This window comes from Pelomicrobium sp. P1 (assembly GCF_052805615.1).
Map to the genome: position 1 here is coordinate 64,998 of NZ_JBRBEM010000005.1, position 14,162 is coordinate 79,159.

Genomic DNA, 14,162 nt, shown 5'->3' on the forward strand with positions numbered 1-14,162 from the left:
CCGCCGGCCAGCGGCGGCGCTGGGCACGACAAAGGAGAGAGCATGGCATCGGTCAACAAGGTCATTCTGCTGGGTCACTTGGGCGGCGACCCTGAGCTTCGCTACCTGCCCGACGGCTCGCCGGTCGCCTCCTTCTCCCTCGCCACCCACGAGACCTGGAAGGACAAGAGCGGCGAGAAGCAGGAGCGCACCGAGTGGCATCGCTGCCAGGCCTGGGGGAGGCTTGCCGAGATCGCCGGCGAGTACTTGAAGAAAGGCAGCCAAGTGTACGCGGAGGGCAAGATCCGCACCCGCAAGTGGCAGGACAAGGAGGGCCAGGACCGCTACACCACCGAGATCGTGGTCGAGCGGTTACAGATGCTCGGAGCCAAGCGCGGCGAGGCCGAACCGGCCGAGCGCAGAGAAGCGAAGCAAGCGGAAAGCGCAGACAAGCCCAAGGCCACCGGATCGGCCTTCGACGACTTCGAGGACGACATCCCCTTCTGAGACGGGCCATGGGCACGATGAACGACATCAACACCCATAACCTCATCTGCGACTTCGGGCGCCATGCGGGGGTGCCCTATACCCGGCTCCCGGTCTCCTACCTGCGGTGGATGGTGAACTCTGGCCACCCCAAGGCGACGATTGCCGAAGCCGAGCTCAAGCGCCGCGGCACCACGTTCCCGCGGATCGACATCTCCGGCCACGCCATCGACCGGGCTTCCTACTGCGCCATGGAAGCGTGGATCCGCACACGGCTGCCGAACGAGGGCCTGCACGCCTGGCTGGTGCGCGTCGCCCAGGAAGCGCGGGACCGCGCCCGGGTAAAAAAGGGCCGCTACCACCACCTGGGCCTCATGTTCGCCTTCGAGGAGGGCGAGTACTGGCCAGTGCTCCTCACCGTCATGCGGGAAAAGAAGTGACCCAATCAACCCACACAGGAGAACCCGAAATGAGCATCCGACCCTTCATTGACACCCTTCGGGAGCTGCGCGGCGGCCAGACCCTGGACGAGCTCGCGGTCAAGCTCCACGAGGCCGTGGCCGCCGTCCAGGAACATGGCAAGGCCGCAGAGCTCAAGCTCATCCTCACGATTAAACCCTTCTCCACCCGGGGGCTCGCGGAGGCGCCCATCCTGGTGGAGGACGAGATCGCCCTCAAGCTCCCCAAGGGGGAGCGCGAGTCCACCGTCTTTTTCGCCACCCCAGAAGGCAACCTGTCCCGCCACCAGCAGCGTCAGCCCGACCTGCCGGGCGTGACGGTCGCCGTGGACAACCAGAAAGGAGCCGCCTGATGACTGATCTCAAGGAACATCAAGATGCGGCCGCCCTCCTTGCCGCGGGCGCCGCGCTCGGCGAAGCGAAGAAGAACCCGCTGGCCGACGGGTTGCCCTATGCTCTGGTTCCGCAGGGTTACGACTTTCACCTGCTCGACAAGCAACTCACCCGCCCCCACCGCAAGAGCGGGACGGTAAAGCTCCACGACGAGGCGAGCTTCGTCGCCTACTTCCAGCGCCACCAGGCGGACAGCGTGATCTACGGGAGCCTGCGGCCCGCCCAGTTCGTTGCGGTGTTCAACGACCACACCGCGAAGGAGCCGGGCTTCCGGGACCACCGGGCCGTTTTCGTTTGCGCCTACTCCGACGAGTGGTCCGCCTGGCACAGCAAGCACAAGCAGAAGATGACGCAGATCGACTTCGCCCTGTTCGTGGAGGACAACCTACCCGACTTCGAGTCCCCGGCGGGCGCGGCGATGCTGGAAATGGCGGTCAATTTCCGGGTCGCCGAGCGGGTGAGCTTCGACAAGGCGGTGCGCCTGACCGACGGTCATACCGAGTTCACCTATTACCGGCTGATGGAAGGCAGCGCCGGCCGGGGCGATGCCGGCAAGATCAAGATCCCGGAGCAGTTCACCCTCCGCATCCCGGTCTTTTCCGGGCTGGAGGCCACGACATACCCCATCCAAGCGCGGCTGCGCTACCGGCTCCAGGAGGGGCAGCTCTCCATCTGGTACGAGCTCATCCGCCCGCAAAAAGTGCTGGAGGTGGCCTTCAAGGACATTTGGCAGCGGATCGAGCAGGCCACCGGGATCAAGATTCTCTACGGTTCGCCCGAGTGAGCGGCAATCCGCACGGAGGGACAAGCGATCATGATCCAGCGAGCACCCCACGGACGGCCATGATCACCCTGGACCTCCAACAGGCCGCGGCGTTCTTGAAGCTCCACCCCAAGGCGGCGATCGCCGAGGCCGAGCTCAAGCGCCGCGGCACCACGTTCCCGCGGATCGACATCTCCGGCCACGCCATCGACCGGGCTTCCTACTGCGCCATGGAAGCGTGGATCCGCACGCGGCTGCCGAACGAGGGTCTGCACGCCTGGCTGGTGCGCGTCGCCCAGGAAGCGCGGGACCGCGCCCGGGTGAAAAAGGGCCGCTACCACCACCTGGGCCTCATGTTCGCCTTCGAGGAGGGCGAGTACTGGCCGGTGCTCCTCACCGTCATGCGGGAAAAGAAGTGACCCAATCAACCCACACAGGAGAACCCGAAATGAGCATCCGACCCTTCATTGACACCCTTCGGGAGCTGCGCCGCCTAGCCCTTTTTTGAGGGGGCCGGAGATGGAAAAAGAAAAGCTCCCAAAGCGGGGACCGCTGTATTGGAGCCGGCAGTACTTCGCCGTGGGAGACAAGGTGACGGTGCGCCCGCTGATGAGCCCAGATCTCTCCTGGGTCGGCACCGTAGAAAAGGTCACCCGCAACAAATACAAGCGGGTGAGTTACGTCGTGAACGGCAAGCCGGTGCTCCTTGAGGAGCTGCTCAAGAACCGCAACAGGGTGCAGCGAGAGCCAGGCGTATAGATCAATGGCAGGCGCGGGCTGAGGAGAAAGGAAGCTCACCAAGTGGAGAATGGACCCCGGGATAGCCGTCTCCATGAGGAAAAGCCGGTTCGACTCCGGTCAGCCAGCTGCCTGCCGCCAAACAAGGACAGGACAAATGGAAAGGCTTAGCGCAAGCAAGAAACGCGGATGCCCTACATGCGGCGGCGTCGATCCGAAATCGTGCATGCGATGCCACGGGAAGACACGGCTGTGCGACTGGCTCAATACGGAAATGACGCCCAACGCCAGTCTCAGCGGATCGGACGCCGCAGGCGGCCGGTCCGCTGCGGGCGATAGTTGGGCGGCTGGAGCACAAGAGGAGGATTGACATGGACTTGCTACTGCACAACCTGCGCACGATTGGGACGCACCACTGCGACCAGACCGTTGGCGTTGAGGCTGCTGAGGAAATTGAGTGGATGCGCGCCACTCTCGCCGCGCTCATTGCCGAGGCCGACAGCAATCCGTTTTGCCCGATTGGCCATTGGGTCGAGCATGGCGCGGCTGCGGAAATGCTGCGCGCATTTAGGGAGACGTGCATGCCGCAGAGGAAAACAGATGCGAAGTGAAACGAAAACCCTGAGCGCCGCGCTGTACGAACTGGCGCGGACCGTAGAAAGCGGCGACGGCGTGGCCAATGCCGCCCTGACCGAAGCGGCGGAACGCTTGGACGAGCAGACGATTGCGCTGCGCCGGATGGCAGAGATGCAGACGGCGGTTGAGTTCGCCTTCGGCTGCCTGTGGATGATCGACCCGGAGCGCAGCGAGCGTGCATATGCCGCGCGACAGGCGCTCGCGCCGTTCCTTGACCAAGCGGCAAAAGGACGCGGCATCAAGGCTGCGATTGCAGCGGGCTTCGAAGCCGACCATCCGCCCGGGTGCGACTGGTGGGCGGGCAAAAAGGAGACGGAGCAATGAGGCGCTACTCGGCTGGCCCTCTGGTCCTGTCCCTCTTTCCCGGCATCGGGCTCCTCGACCGTGCTTTCGAGGAGGCGGGCTTTTGCGTAGTTAGAGGCCCGGACCTGCTGTGGGGCGGCGACATCCGCCGCTTCCACCCGCCGGCGGGTCGTTTCGATGGCGTGATAGGCGGCCCGCCGTGCCAGGCCCACTCACGCCTGGCGAACCTGGTGCGCCACGTCTACGGCCCGGAGAAGGTGGCGCCCGACCTCGTGCCAGAGTTCGAGCGCTGCGTCGCCGCAGCGCGGCCGCAGTGGTTCCTGATGGAGATGGTGCCAGAAGGCCCCGTGCCGAAGGTCGCGGGCTATGCGGTCCACGACCAGTTGATCCGCGACGTCTGGTGCGGCGGGCTGACCATGCGCCTGCGGCGCTTTTCCTTCGGCACCCCGGACGGTCGGCCGCTGCGCGTGGAGCTGGAGGCGCTGCATCGCCCGGATCCGCTGCCTGCGGTGCTCGCGAGCGGCGGGCGCTGGGTGAGCGTCACCCGGGGCGGCGAGCCCAAGCGCAAGAAAATCCGCCGCGTCGGCGGCCGGACGGAAACGGGCTACATCTACGGCGCCAAGACCTCCGCCTATCTTCGCGAGGCGATCGTCGCCCAGGGGCTGCCGCCCGACTTCGACCTGCCAGGCATGACCGTGGCCGGGAAGATCAAGGCGATCGGCAACGGCGTGCCGCTCGCCATGGGACGCGCCGTGGCCTGGGCGGTCGTGCGCGCGATGGCGCTGCGGGCTTCCCCAATCACCTTCCCCGACTCAAGTGGCGAGCGAAATGCATTCTAATGCATCCGTAGCCGCTCCCCGGACCTGCCCCGTATGCCAGGGCCAGTTTCAGCCGAAGCGCCCCTGGGCGCGGTTCTGCTCGGTCGGGTGCCGGAACCGGTTTCACCGCCAAGGCGGGAGCCTCGCCGCTCTGCGGCGCCGGATCGACGAGCTGGAGCGGCGGATGCGGGCGCTGGAGGGCAAATGACGGGGTCGATCCAGGTCGAGCTTCCCATCGAAAGCGAAGCCCTCACGCCCGAAGAGCTGAGGCGCATCACCGGGCGCGCCCGTAGCCGAGACCAGATCGAGTGGCTGGAAGAGAAGGGCTGGCGCTTCGAGACCAACGCGGCTGGCGAGCCGATCGTGGGGCGCTTCTACGCCCGGTTCAAGCTCGCGGGCATCGACCTCGCCCGCCTTGTCCCGGCGGTCGGCGCACCCGATTTTTCCAAGGTGAGGTAAGCTTCATGCTCATGCCCCGCCCAAGGAAGAAATACCCGGACCTTCCCCCCAGGATGGTCCCGCGGCAATGGCGCGACCGCCGCGGGCGCGTACACGTGGCCTATTACTATCAATGCCCGCCCGCGCCGGACGGCAGGCGGCCCCTCATCCCCCTGGGCACCGATCTGGTGCGGGCCAAGGTCGAGTGGGCCAGGCTCGAACACACCCCGCGGCACAAGGCGGGCTTAAGCGCCGAGGACTTCTCGCTCGAAGCCATCTACCGGCGCTACATGGCCTGGGCGGAAAACACGCAAGCGAGCAAGCTCTCGCCGCGCACCCTGCGCGACCGGCAGGCCTACTGGCGGGCGCTGGGGCCGGTCTTCGGCAAGACCCCCATCGACGCCCTGCTGCCCGAGCATTTCCTGCGCTACTTCGACGCCCGCTCCTCCAAGGTGTCGGCGAAGAAGGAGGTGAAATTCGTCTCTGTCCTGTGCAACTGGGCCCGGGCGCGCGGCTGGATGCGCGCCCCGAACCCGATCGAAGGGATTCTGCGGCAGTTGCCGATCGAGGAAGGGCGGGAGGTGTACGTCTCCGATGCCCTCTACTGGCTGGTCTACAGCCACGCGGATCCGTTGGTGCGCGACTGCATGGATCTCGCGCTGCTCTGCGGATTGCGGCCGACCGAGGCGTTGACGCTCAAGTGGGCCGACCTGCACAAGTCGCCGGAAGGCGGCGAAGAGCTGTGGGTGAAGATGCCCAAGACGTCCAAAAGCGGGGTCAGGATCAAGCGCATCCGGGTCACCGGTCCCCTCAAGCTGCTGCTGGAGCGCATCCGGGCCCGCGGCATCGTCGGCCAGACCATCCTGTGCGACGAGGCGGGCCAGCGCATCCTGCTCCAGGGGAAATTCCGCTACCGGTTCCACCAGGCCCGGGCGAAGGCCAAGGAGACGATTGAGCGGCTGACGGCGCAGCTCGGCACGGCGGCCGTGCAGGAGCTCGCGCTAGAGTGGTTTCCCTTCCAGTTTCGCGACTTGAGGCCCAAGGCCGCCACCGACAAAGAGCGCAAGGCCGGCATGGCCGAGACCCGCCGCTTCCTGGGGCACACCACCGAAAAGCAGACGGCCGACTACGTGCGCGAGCGCGTGGGCGAGCTCGTGGACCCGGTGAGCCCGTCAAAGCCGGAGGGAGTTGAGAAAGTACTTTCTCAACTCCCGGCCACCGGAACGGACGATGGCACTTATAAGTGACTGAATTCCTTGGAGGCGGGGGTCGGAATCGAACCGGCGTCCACGGCTTTGCAGGCCGCTGCATAACCACTCTGCCACCCCGCCGGATTGCCCGTGGAATAACGCTAGGCAATGAAAAAGGGAAAGCCCGCGCTTTCCCTGGAAAACTTGGAGCGGGAAACGAGGCTCGAACTCGCGACCCCAACCTTGGCAAGGTTGTGCTCTACCACTGAGCTATTCCCGCGAAAAATCAAGAATAAATTATAAAGAGCGTGCCTTGCATGTCAAGCGGAAGACCGCCTATTCACACCCGGTCGACCACCCGGGAAAGGGCCACCTTGAGGTAGTAGGCCATTGACAATAGGGTAAGACCCGCCGCTAGGTAGATGAGTACCGTCCCCAGCCCCTGCCCGGTGACCCCGAGGACCAGGTGATCTTGATAGAGTAGCAACAGGATGGCTGCCATCTGAGCCGCGGTCTTCACCTTGCCGAGCAGGGACACGGCGACGCTCCTCGCCTCCCCGATGCGTGCCATCCACTCCCGCAACGCCGAGATGGCGATCTCGCGCCCGATGATGATGAGGGCGATGAGCGCGTCGACCCTGGCGAGCTCCACCAGGACGATGAGGGCCGCGGCCACCATGAGCTTGTCGGCGACGGGGTCCAGAAATGCGCCGAAAGCGGAAGTCTGCCCCAAGGCCCGGGCGAGATAGCCGTCCAGCCAGTCGGTAACGGCCGCCAGGGCGAAGATCAGGGTCGCGGCGACGTTCTTGGCGTAGGGGCTCAGGGTATAGTTGGAAAAATAGAAAACGCCCACGAACACCGGAATCAGCAAGATCCGCAGCCAGGTGAGGAGGTTGGGGATATTGAGCGTCATCGGGCGAAGGGAGAAGCGCCTCAACCTCAGTGCAGGTGACGGTAAATCCGCTCGGCCAGCTCGCGGCTTACGCCCTCCACCTTGGCCAGCTCTTCCACGCTGGCGGCGAGCAACCCGCGCAAGCCTCCGAAACGGGCGAGCAATCGCCGCCTGCGTTTAGGTCCGACCCCAGGGATCTTTTCCAGGGGCGAGGAAGCCCGGGCCTTGCCGCGCCGGGCCCGGTGTCCCTGAATCGCGAACCGGTGCGCTTCGTCCCGGATTTGTTGCACCAGGTGGAGCGCAGCGCTGTCCGGCGCCAATTTTATCCGCTTCCCCCCTTTCGGAAAAACCAGCTCCTCAGTGCCGGGTTTGCGCCCTTCTCCTTTGGCCACACCGATCACCGGGAGATCGCCCAAGCCCAGGTCGGCGAGTACTTCCCGGGCGGCGTTCACCTGGCCAAGCCCCCCGTCGACGAGGATGAGGTCGGGAATCTTGCCCTCCCCCGCCACCAGCTTCTGGTAACGGCGCGTGAGAACCTCGCGCATGGCCGCGTAGTCGTCGCCCGGCGTCGCGGGGTGGAGGTTGAACCGCCGGTATTCGCCGCTCTTCATGGCGTGGTCCTCGAACACGACGCAGGCGGCAATGGTGGCCTCCCCCATGGTGTGGCTCACGTCGAAACATTCGATGCGGCGCGGCGGCGACGGCAGGTCGAGGGCCTGCTGCAGGGCCTGAACCCGGGCTTCCTGGGCAGCATGGGCCCCCAAGCGCTGGGCCAGGGCCAGCTCGGCATTGCGCACCGCCATTTCCAGCCACGCCTTGCGCTCGCCCGTCGCTCGCGTCTGTATCTGCACCGGATAGCCGCTGCGCTCGCTGAGCGCGGCCGAAAGCGCATCCACGTCCACCGGCGCGTCCAATACGATGAGCGGCGGCGCCGGTCGCGTGAGGTAGTGCTGGGCGAGAAACGCTTCCAGCGTGGCGGCGGCATCGTAGCCTTGGGCGTTCTGGGGGAAGAAGCTCTTGTCGCCCAGGTGCATGCCGCTGCGGATCATGACCAGGTTGACGCACGTCTCCAGGCCGGCGAAAGTGACCCCGATCACGTCGGCGTCCACTGCCTTGCCGCTGGCGATGAACTGGCGTTCCTGGACCCGGCTGAGTGCCTGGATCTGGTCACGGTAGACAGCCGCCTCCTCGAAAGCCCACCGCTCCGAGGCCTCCTCCATGCGTCGCGCGAGGGCCTGCAGCACCTCCTCCTGCTTGCCCTCCAGGAACAGCATGGCGTTGCGCACGTCTTCCTGATAGGCCTCCTTGCCGATCAGCCCGACGCAAGGGGCGGTGCAGCGCTTGATCTGGTGCAGCAAGCAAGGACGACTGCGGTTGGCGAACACGCTGTCCTCGCAGGTGCGGATCCTGAACACTTTCTGAAGTAGCTGGATACTGGACCGCACCGCGCCGGCGTTGGGGAAGGGTCCGAAGTAGCGGTGCTCCCGCTCCAGCGGTCCTCGGTGGAAGGCGAGCCGGGGAAACTCATGGCCGGTGACCACGATGTAGGGATAGGACTTGTCGTCCCGGAACAGGATGTTGTAGCGGGGATTGAGGCTTTTAATGAGGTTGTTTTCCAGAAGCAGCGCCTCCGCCTCGGAGCGGGTCACGGTGATCTCGATGCCGGCCGTCTGCTCCAGCATGTGGGCGATGCGGGGCCCGTGAGCTGTCTTGGTGAAGTACGAGGTGACCCGCTTCTTGAGATCCCGGGCTTTGCCAACGTAGATCACCTCTCCCGCCGCGTTGAGCATGCGATACACCCCGGGCAGATGGGGCAGCCCGGACACGAACGCTTGCGGGTCGAAGGAAGGGATCGTCGCGGAAGTCAAGACTGGCGGCGGAGGACGGTCTGCTTCAGCCGGAAGCTTTCGAAAGCCCGGCCAGGTACTCTCCGATCGAGCGGAAGACGGCGTCGAACATGGCGGGCGTCAGGCGGCCTGTCTGGGTATTGTAGCGGCTGCAATGGTAACTATCGAAGAGGGTCGTGTCCCCGGGGAGGGCATGCACGGCGCCATGGGCGAAGCGGTATGCACCTGGGCGCAGCCCGAGTGCCTTGAGCACCGCTCCGTGGGCGATGACGCCCAGGGCCAGCACGGCCCGCCGCGGCGGCATCTGGGCTAGCTCCTCCGCGAGAAAGGAGTTGCAGTTGCCCACTTCCCCGGTCGTCGGCTTGTTCTCCGGGGGTACGCAGCGCACGGCGTTGGTGATGCGGGCGCCCATGAGGGTGAGCTCGTCGTCTCCGCTGCGCGACACCGGGGCGCTGGCATAGCCGTGGCGGTGGAGCGCTTCGTAGAGCAACCGGCCCGCGTGATCGCCGGTGAACGGGCGTCCGGTGCGGTTGGCGCCATGGAGGCCCGGCGCGAGGCCCACCACCAGCAACCGGGGCCGGGCGTCGCCGAAAGAAGGCACGGGCTTGGCGTGATAGGCCGGGTGCTCCCGGCGCACCCGGTCCAAGTAGCGGGCGAGCCGCGCGCAGCGGCGGCAGGAAAGGTCAAACGAACGGGTCCCGTGCACTCGGGCATCCTGTGGGCGTCTTCGTCTGGTGTAAAATTAAAGATTTGATTTTGGACGGACGACCCATGGCGAAAGTTTTAGCGACCGAAATCCGGGCCGGCAACCTGATCGAGTGGGATAAGCGCGTGTGGCGGGTGCTCAAATCCTACCACGTCCACGTGGGCGGGCGAGGCGGCGCTTTCATGCAGGTGGAGATGAAGGACATCGAAAGCGGCACCAAGACCAACCAGCGCTTCCGCACCGACGAGAAAGTGGAGCGCGCCTTCGTCGAGAGCCGGGACTTCGAGTACCTGTACAACGACGGGACGAGCTACGTGTTCATGGACAAGGAGACTTTCGAGCAGATCTCCCTTCCGGAAGACCTGCTCGAAGGTCAGAAGGAGTTCCTGCTGCCCAACACCGACGTGCAAATCAATTTCCACAACGATCGGCCGATCGGCGTCCAGCTCCCCCCCACCGTGGTGCTCACCGTCACGCAGACCGAGCCGGGAATCAAGACCGCCACGGCCACGGCCACGTTCAAGCCGGCGAAAACCGAGACCGGCCTTACCGTGATGGTGCCCCAGTTCGTGTCCGAAGGCGAGCGCATCAAGGTCAGCACCGACTCGGGCGAGTACATGGAGCGGGGCTGATCCGCCCCGCGCCGCGGCTTCAGGAATGCCGTCCGCCGGCGGGGACGATCGGGATGCGCATCGCGCTGGCGGCCTCGGGCCGGACCGGCACCTCCGGCTGCAAAGTCACGTGTCCTATGCGGAAGCGGGTGCGCAGCATCCGCTGCAGCTCGGCAAGCACCCGGGGCCATTCCTTGAGGTCGTCGAGGACGACGTGGGCCGAAAGGATCACCTGCTCCGATCCCACGGTCCAGACGTGCAGGTCGTGAACCGAGGTCACCCCTTTCACCTCCGTCATCGCCCGTCCCACCCCCTCCAGGTCCAGGCCCGATGGCACGCCTTCCATGATGATGGTCAACGCCCCCCGCACCACCTGAACCGTGGAGGCGAGGATAAGGCAGGCAACCACGACGGCGAGCAGGGGGTCGATGGGCGTCCAGCCGGTGAAGTACACTACCGCCCCCGCGGTGAGCGCCGCCGCCGAGCCCAGCAGATCCCCTGTCACGTGGAGCGCCGCCGCGCGCACGTTGAGCCCGCCGTGGGACTGCCCGAGGATGAACAGCACCCCCAGGTTCACCAGGAGCCCCACTGCCGCGATCACCATGACGGGAAACCCGGCCACGGGGCGCGGGTCCTGGGTCCGCTCCACCGCCTCCACCGCGATGCCCAGCACCACCGCCAGCATGAGCAGCGCATTGGCCAGGGCGGCGACCACCTCGGCCCGCATGAGCCCGTAGGTATGGCGGCGGGAAGGGGGACGCCGGGCCACCCAGGCCGCCAGGAGCGCCAGGCCGAGAGCCAGGGCGTCGGAGAGCATGTGCCCTGCGTCGGAGAGTAGAGCCAGGGACCCGGACCACCAGCCGCCCACGGCCTCTACGCCGGAGAACGCCAGGGTGACCCCCAGGGCCCAGCCCAGGCGGGAAAGTGGGTTTCCATGTCCATGGGCGTGGCTCATGGCGAATCGTTGCAGCCGGGAGGGCTCGTTGGGTCGGGCAGCAGGGGAAGCTCCGCCGCCTCCGCGGCCAGGGCGGAGACCGCCCGGACTGCTTCCAGGTAGTCCGCGTTTTCCCGCAGACGCTTCCAAGAGACGGGCCCCGGACGGCCGTGCATGCGCGCCAGCCGGGCCAGGCTCACCGCCGGGAGCTCGTCCTTCAGCCCTTTCAGCACGGCCTCGGCCGCCGGAGCGTCGTTGCACACGAGCACCATGTCGCAGCCGGCGGAGAGGGCCGCCCGCGCTCGGGCCACCGGATCGCCTTCGCACCCCGCCCCCGCCATGGACAGATCGTCGCTGAAGACCGCGCCCTCGAAGCCCAGCTCCCGGCGCAGGATGCGCTGCAGCCAGACCTTGCTGTACCCCGCAGGCCTGGCGTCCACCGCCGGATAGACCACGTGGGCCGGCATGATGGCTGCAAGCCCCTGCTCCGCCAGGCGGCGGAAGGGGACTAGGTCCGCCAGGGCCAGATCGGCGAACGGCCGCTCATCGGTAGGCAGCTCCGTATGGGAGTCGGCAGCCACGAATCCATGCCCCGGGAAATGCTTGCCCACGGCGGCCATGCCGGCGCGCCTTAAGCCCCGCACGAGTTCCTGGGCCAGCTCGGCCACCGCATCCGGATTGGTGTGGAAGGCCCGGTCGCCGATGACGGTGCTCGCCCCGTAGTCCAGGTCCAGCACCGGGGTAAAGCTGAAATCCACCCCGCACGCCCGCAGCTCCGCCGCTAGCACGTAGCCCGTCTGCTCGGCGAGAAGCCGGGCCCGGTGGGGATTGCGGTCCCACAGCCGGCCGAGGCTGCGCATCGGGGGAAGCCGGGTAAAGCCTTCGCGGAAGCGCTGAACGCGCCCCCCTTCGTGGTCCACGGCGATCAAGAGCGGAGGAGCACGCAGTGCATGGATGGCGGCGGTGAGCCGGGAAAGCTGGCCCGGGTCCTGATAGTTGCGGCTGAAGAGGATCACTCCGCCGGTGCCCGGATGGGCGAGCCGTCCCTCGTCCTCGGGAGTGAGGATCGAGCCTTGCACGTCCAGCATGAGGGGACCGAGGGACATGGAGAACCTCCGGGCTTAGCGCTCCAGGACGACCACGGCGCAGGCGAAAGGCGCCTCGTCGCTCAAGGTCAGGTGATGGCTGGCGATGCCGCGTTCCCGCATGTAGGCCTCCAGGGCTCCATGGAAGACCAGCCTGGGTTTGCCCAGGCGGTCCTGGACCACGGAAATATGGGACAGAAGCACCGGCGTGCGGAACCCCGTTCCCATGGCTTTGGAAAAGGCCTCCTTGGCGGCGAAGCGCAGCGCCAGGTACGCCGCGGGCCGGCGGCTGCCCTGGAAGCGTTCCCACTCGAGGGAGGTGAGAAGGCGCCGGGCGAAGCGCTCCCCGTAGCGCTCCAACAGCCGCTCGATTCGCCGGGTATCGACGATGTCGGTGCCGATGCCGTAAATCACCGGGGCCCGGTCCCTCGGCCCGCCGCCTCGCGCATGAGGGCCTTCATGCTGCGCACGGCCTCGGCCAGCCCGACGAAGATCGCCCGGGCCACGATGGCGTGGCCGATGTTGAGCTCGGCAATGCCGGGAATGGCGGCGATGGGCTGGACGTTGTGATAATTGAGCCCGTGGCCCGCGTTGACCTTGAGGCCCAGCCCGAGCCCGTGGACCACCGCCCGGGCGACCCGCTCCAATTCTTGGTTCCGTTCCGCGGGCGTCCGGGCCTCCGCGTAGCGCCCGGTATGGATCTCGATCACCGGGGCCCCCGCCCGGGCCGCCGCGTCGATCTGGCGCGGGTCGGGATCGACAAACAGGGACACTCGAATCCCCTCCCCCGCAAGGCGGGCGCAGGCTTCCCGCACCTCGTCCAAGCGGCCGGCCACGTCCAGACCGCCCTCGGTGGTGAGCTCATGGCGCCGCTCGGGCACGAAGCACACGTCGTGGGGCCTTACCCGGGCGGCGAAGGCTAGCATATCGGCCGTGACGGCACTCTCCAGGTTCATGCGGGTGTGCAGCACCTGGCGCAGGAGTTCCACGTCCCGGTCCTGGATGTGGCGCCGATCTTCCCGCAGGTGCAGGGTGATGGCGTCCGCTCCGGCCGTCTCGGCCACCAGTGCCGCTTCGATCGGGCTCGGATAGCGGGTGCCGCGGGCCTGTCTCAAAGTAGCCACGTGGTCGATGTTGACGCCGAGCTCGATCATAGCTGCTGCAGCTCCTTGAGCAACTGCCGCGTGTGCAGCGGCTGGCCGCCGAGTAGGTGGTTGATGAGGGTGCGCATCAGGGCCTTGCTCTGCTGCTGGGTCTGGGGGTCGTCGTAGCGGTCCTGGGCCATGTCGAGGAGCGTCTTGCCAGAAAGCACCGGCTCTTCCCCCGCGCCTTCGGAAAGGGGCACCGGGCCCCGCTCTGGCAGATAAGTATACCGTCCGCCGGGGTCGATCGCCTCGCCTGTCTGGACGTCGCGGTCCAGCACCATGGCATAGCCCAGCTCCTTGAGCAGGCGGGTCTCGAACCGGCGCAGGATGCCTTCGATGCTGCTCCCCCGGGCTAGCGCCACCAAGGCGTCCCGGTAGTGGTCGAACAGCGCTTCGTGGGGATCCTCCCGAGGCAAAAGCCGTATCAGCAACTCGTTCAGGTAGAAGCCGCAGATGAGGGCCTGGCCTTCCAGGGGCGGCTGGCCGCTCACCCATTCTGCCCGTACCAGGGTTTTGAGCTCTCCCCGCCCCGTCCAGGAAAGCAGGAGGGGCTGAAACGGCAGCAACTGGCCCCGCAGTTGGGACTTGGGCCGGCGAGCCCCCCGCGCCACCATGGGCAGGCGCCCGTGGCCCCGGGTGAGCGCCTCCACGATGAGGCTCGTCTCCCGGTAGGGGTAGGTGTGCAGCACGAACCCCGCCTCCTGCTCCCCCGGGTGACGCCCGCCCGCCGTGTCGCTCAT

Annotated in this window: 20 protein-coding genes and 2 tRNA genes; 12 read left to right on the top strand and 10 right to left on the bottom strand. The window is 66.6% G+C overall.

Annotated features, from left to right (window positions below):
• Positions 1–42 precede the first annotated feature (42 nt).
• From ACUVYZ_RS06720 to ACUVYZ_RS06770, 11 genes are all read left to right on the top strand, one after another.
• Positions 43–486 (top strand): single-stranded DNA-binding protein, encoded by a 444-nt coding sequence (locus ACUVYZ_RS06720; RefSeq protein ID WP_439933728.1) that lies wholly within the window; start codon positions 43–45, stop codon positions 484–486.
• An 8-nt stretch (positions 487–494) separates the two neighbouring features.
• Positions 495–905, top strand: coding sequence for a putative quorum-sensing-regulated virulence factor (locus tag ACUVYZ_RS06725; RefSeq protein WP_439933727.1), 411 nt, complete (start codon positions 495–497; stop codon positions 903–905).
• 29 nt (positions 906–934) lie between these two features.
• Positions 935–1,276: a hypothetical protein gene (locus tag ACUVYZ_RS06730; protein WP_439933726.1), complete on the top strand. Its 342-nt coding sequence runs from the start codon at positions 935–937 to the stop codon at positions 1,274–1,276.
• The gene (locus ACUVYZ_RS06735) at positions 1,276–2,100 is read left to right on the top strand and encodes a DUF2303 family protein (protein ID WP_439933725.1); all 825 of its coding nucleotides are present in this window, start codon (positions 1,276–1,278) and stop codon (positions 2,098–2,100) included. The genes ACUVYZ_RS06730 and ACUVYZ_RS06735 overlap by 1 nt, the downstream gene beginning before the upstream one ends.
• Positions 2,101–2,159: 59 nt before the next feature.
• Complete coding sequence (locus ACUVYZ_RS06740) at positions 2,160–2,498, top strand: hypothetical protein (RefSeq protein WP_439933724.1); 339 nt, start codon at positions 2,160–2,162, stop codon at positions 2,496–2,498.
• A 100-nt stretch (positions 2,499–2,598) separates the two neighbouring features.
• Entirely contained in the window at positions 2,599–2,838 is a 240-nt protein-coding gene (locus ACUVYZ_RS06745; protein ID WP_439933723.1) for a hypothetical protein, read from the top strand.
• A 350-nt stretch (positions 2,839–3,188) separates the two neighbouring features.
• Entirely contained in the window at positions 3,189–3,428 is a 240-nt protein-coding gene (locus ACUVYZ_RS06750) for a hypothetical protein (protein WP_439933722.1), read from the top strand.
• Positions 3,418–3,777, top strand: a complete 360-nt coding sequence (locus ACUVYZ_RS06755; protein ID WP_439933721.1) for a hypothetical protein — start codon at positions 3,418–3,420, stop codon at positions 3,775–3,777. Before ACUVYZ_RS06750 ends, ACUVYZ_RS06755 begins: the two co-directional genes overlap by 11 nt.
• Positions 3,774–4,595, top strand: a complete 822-nt coding sequence (locus ACUVYZ_RS06760) for a DNA cytosine methyltransferase (protein WP_439933720.1) — start codon at positions 3,774–3,776, stop codon at positions 4,593–4,595. The genes ACUVYZ_RS06755 and ACUVYZ_RS06760 overlap by 4 nt, the downstream gene beginning before the upstream one ends.
• A gap of 183 nt (positions 4,596–4,778) precedes the next feature.
• Positions 4,779–5,033 carry a DUF4224 domain-containing protein gene (locus tag ACUVYZ_RS06765; protein WP_439933719.1) on the top strand — a complete coding sequence of 85 codons (255 nt, stop codon included), beginning with the start codon at positions 4,779–4,781 and terminating at the stop codon, positions 5,031–5,033.
• 5 nt (positions 5,034–5,038) lie between these two features.
• On the top strand, positions 5,039–6,259 hold the full coding sequence (locus ACUVYZ_RS06770) for a hypothetical protein (RefSeq protein ID WP_446033048.1): 1,221 nt from the start codon (positions 5,039–5,041) through the stop codon (positions 6,257–6,259).
• A gap of 10 nt (positions 6,260–6,269) precedes the next feature.
• Here ACUVYZ_RS06770 and ACUVYZ_RS06775 read toward each other — a convergent pair.
• From ACUVYZ_RS06775 to ACUVYZ_RS06795, 5 genes are all read right to left on the bottom strand, one after another.
• Positions 6,270–6,343: transfer RNA gene (locus tag ACUVYZ_RS06775), tRNA-Cys, on the bottom strand.
• Between the two features lie 64 nt (positions 6,344–6,407).
• Positions 6,408–6,482: transfer RNA gene (locus ACUVYZ_RS06780), tRNA-Gly, on the bottom strand.
• A gap of 60 nt (positions 6,483–6,542) precedes the next feature.
• Positions 6,543–7,115, bottom strand: coding sequence for a CDP-diacylglycerol--glycerol-3-phosphate 3-phosphatidyltransferase (gene pgsA / locus ACUVYZ_RS06785; RefSeq protein ID WP_439933717.1), 573 nt, complete (start codon positions 7,113–7,115; stop codon positions 6,543–6,545).
• Positions 7,116–7,141: 26 nt separating this feature from the next.
• Positions 7,142–8,962 carry an excinuclease ABC subunit UvrC gene (gene uvrC, locus ACUVYZ_RS06790; protein WP_439933716.1) on the bottom strand — a complete coding sequence of 607 codons (1,821 nt, stop codon included), beginning with the start codon at positions 8,960–8,962 and terminating at the stop codon, positions 7,142–7,144.
• A gap of 25 nt (positions 8,963–8,987) precedes the next feature.
• Entirely contained in the window at positions 8,988–9,647 is a 660-nt protein-coding gene (locus ACUVYZ_RS06795) for a uracil-DNA glycosylase (RefSeq protein ID WP_439933715.1), read from the bottom strand.
• A gap of 65 nt (positions 9,648–9,712) precedes the next feature.
• On the opposite strand from ACUVYZ_RS06795, the gene efp reads away from it, so the two are divergent.
• Positions 9,713–10,279 (top strand): elongation factor P, encoded by a 567-nt coding sequence (gene efp, locus ACUVYZ_RS06800; RefSeq protein WP_439933714.1) that lies wholly within the window; start codon positions 9,713–9,715, stop codon positions 10,277–10,279.
• Positions 10,280–10,298: 19 nt separating this feature from the next.
• Here efp and ACUVYZ_RS06805 read toward each other — a convergent pair whose 3' ends face one another.
• Genes ACUVYZ_RS06805 through recO form a run of 5 tightly spaced genes read right to left on the bottom strand, consistent with a single transcriptional unit; the run spans position 10,299 to position 14,162 of the window.
• Entirely contained in the window at positions 10,299–11,213 is a 915-nt protein-coding gene (locus tag ACUVYZ_RS06805; RefSeq protein WP_439933713.1) for a cation diffusion facilitator family transporter, read from the bottom strand.
• Positions 11,210–12,298: a beta-N-acetylhexosaminidase gene (gene nagZ / locus ACUVYZ_RS06810; RefSeq protein ID WP_439933712.1), complete on the bottom strand. Its 1,089-nt coding sequence runs from the start codon at positions 12,296–12,298 to the stop codon at positions 11,210–11,212. Before nagZ ends, ACUVYZ_RS06805 begins: the two co-directional genes overlap by 4 nt.
• A gap of 15 nt (positions 12,299–12,313) precedes the next feature.
• Complete coding sequence (gene acpS / locus ACUVYZ_RS06815) at positions 12,314–12,691, bottom strand: holo-ACP synthase (protein ID WP_439933711.1); 378 nt, start codon at positions 12,689–12,691, stop codon at positions 12,314–12,316.
• Positions 12,688–13,431: a pyridoxine 5'-phosphate synthase gene (pdxJ, locus tag ACUVYZ_RS06820; RefSeq protein ID WP_439933710.1), complete on the bottom strand. Its 744-nt coding sequence runs from the start codon at positions 13,429–13,431 to the stop codon at positions 12,688–12,690. The genes acpS and pdxJ overlap by 4 nt, the downstream gene beginning before the upstream one ends.
• Entirely contained in the window at positions 13,428–14,162 is a 735-nt protein-coding gene (gene recO, locus ACUVYZ_RS06825; RefSeq protein WP_439933709.1) for a DNA repair protein RecO, read from the bottom strand. Before recO ends, pdxJ begins: the two co-directional genes overlap by 4 nt.

Bases quoted from the DNA above. Each gene is read 5' to 3' on its own strand.
- ACUVYZ_RS06720 (WP_439933728.1), top strand. From the start codon at position 43: ATGGCATCGGTCAACAAGGTCATTCTGCTGGGTCACTTGGGCGGCGAC.
- ACUVYZ_RS06755 (WP_439933721.1), top strand. From the start codon at position 3,418: ATGCGAAGTGAAACGAAAACCCTGAGCGCCGCGCTGTACGAACTGGCG.
- ACUVYZ_RS06760 (WP_439933720.1), top strand. From the start codon at position 3,774: ATGAGGCGCTACTCGGCTGGCCCTCTGGTCCTGTCCCTCTTTCCCGGC.
- ACUVYZ_RS06805 (WP_439933713.1), bottom strand. From the start codon at position 11,213: ATGAGCCACGCCCATGGACATGGAAACCCACTTTCCCGCCTGGGCTGG.
- ACUVYZ_RS06750 (WP_439933722.1), top strand. From the start codon at position 3,189: ATGGACTTGCTACTGCACAACCTGCGCACGATTGGGACGCACCACTGC.
- ACUVYZ_RS06730 (WP_439933726.1), top strand. From the start codon at position 935: ATGAGCATCCGACCCTTCATTGACACCCTTCGGGAGCTGCGCGGCGGC.
- ACUVYZ_RS06765 (WP_439933719.1), top strand. From the start codon at position 4,779: ATGACGGGGTCGATCCAGGTCGAGCTTCCCATCGAAAGCGAAGCCCTC.
- pdxJ (WP_439933710.1), bottom strand. From the start codon at position 13,431: ATGATCGAGCTCGGCGTCAACATCGACCACGTGGCTACTTTGAGACAG.
- ACUVYZ_RS06740 (WP_439933724.1), top strand. From the start codon at position 2,160: ATGATCACCCTGGACCTCCAACAGGCCGCGGCGTTCTTGAAGCTCCAC.
- pgsA (WP_439933717.1), bottom strand. From the start codon at position 7,115: ATGACGCTCAATATCCCCAACCTCCTCACCTGGCTGCGGATCTTGCTG.
- recO (WP_439933709.1), bottom strand. From the start codon at position 14,162: ATGAGCGACACGGCGGGCGGGCGTCACCCGGGGGAGCAGGAGGCGGGG.
- nagZ (WP_439933712.1), bottom strand. From the start codon at position 12,298: ATGTCCCTCGGTCCCCTCATGCTGGACGTGCAAGGCTCGATCCTCACT.
- ACUVYZ_RS06735 (WP_439933725.1), top strand. From the start codon at position 1,276: ATGACTGATCTCAAGGAACATCAAGATGCGGCCGCCCTCCTTGCCGCG.
- ACUVYZ_RS06745 (WP_439933723.1), top strand. From the start codon at position 2,599: ATGGAAAAAGAAAAGCTCCCAAAGCGGGGACCGCTGTATTGGAGCCGG.
- ACUVYZ_RS06725 (WP_439933727.1), top strand. From the start codon at position 495: ATGGGCACGATGAACGACATCAACACCCATAACCTCATCTGCGACTTC.
- efp (WP_439933714.1), top strand. From the start codon at position 9,713: ATGGCGAAAGTTTTAGCGACCGAAATCCGGGCCGGCAACCTGATCGAG.
- ACUVYZ_RS06770 (WP_446033048.1), top strand. From the start codon at position 5,039: ATGCTCATGCCCCGCCCAAGGAAGAAATACCCGGACCTTCCCCCCAGG.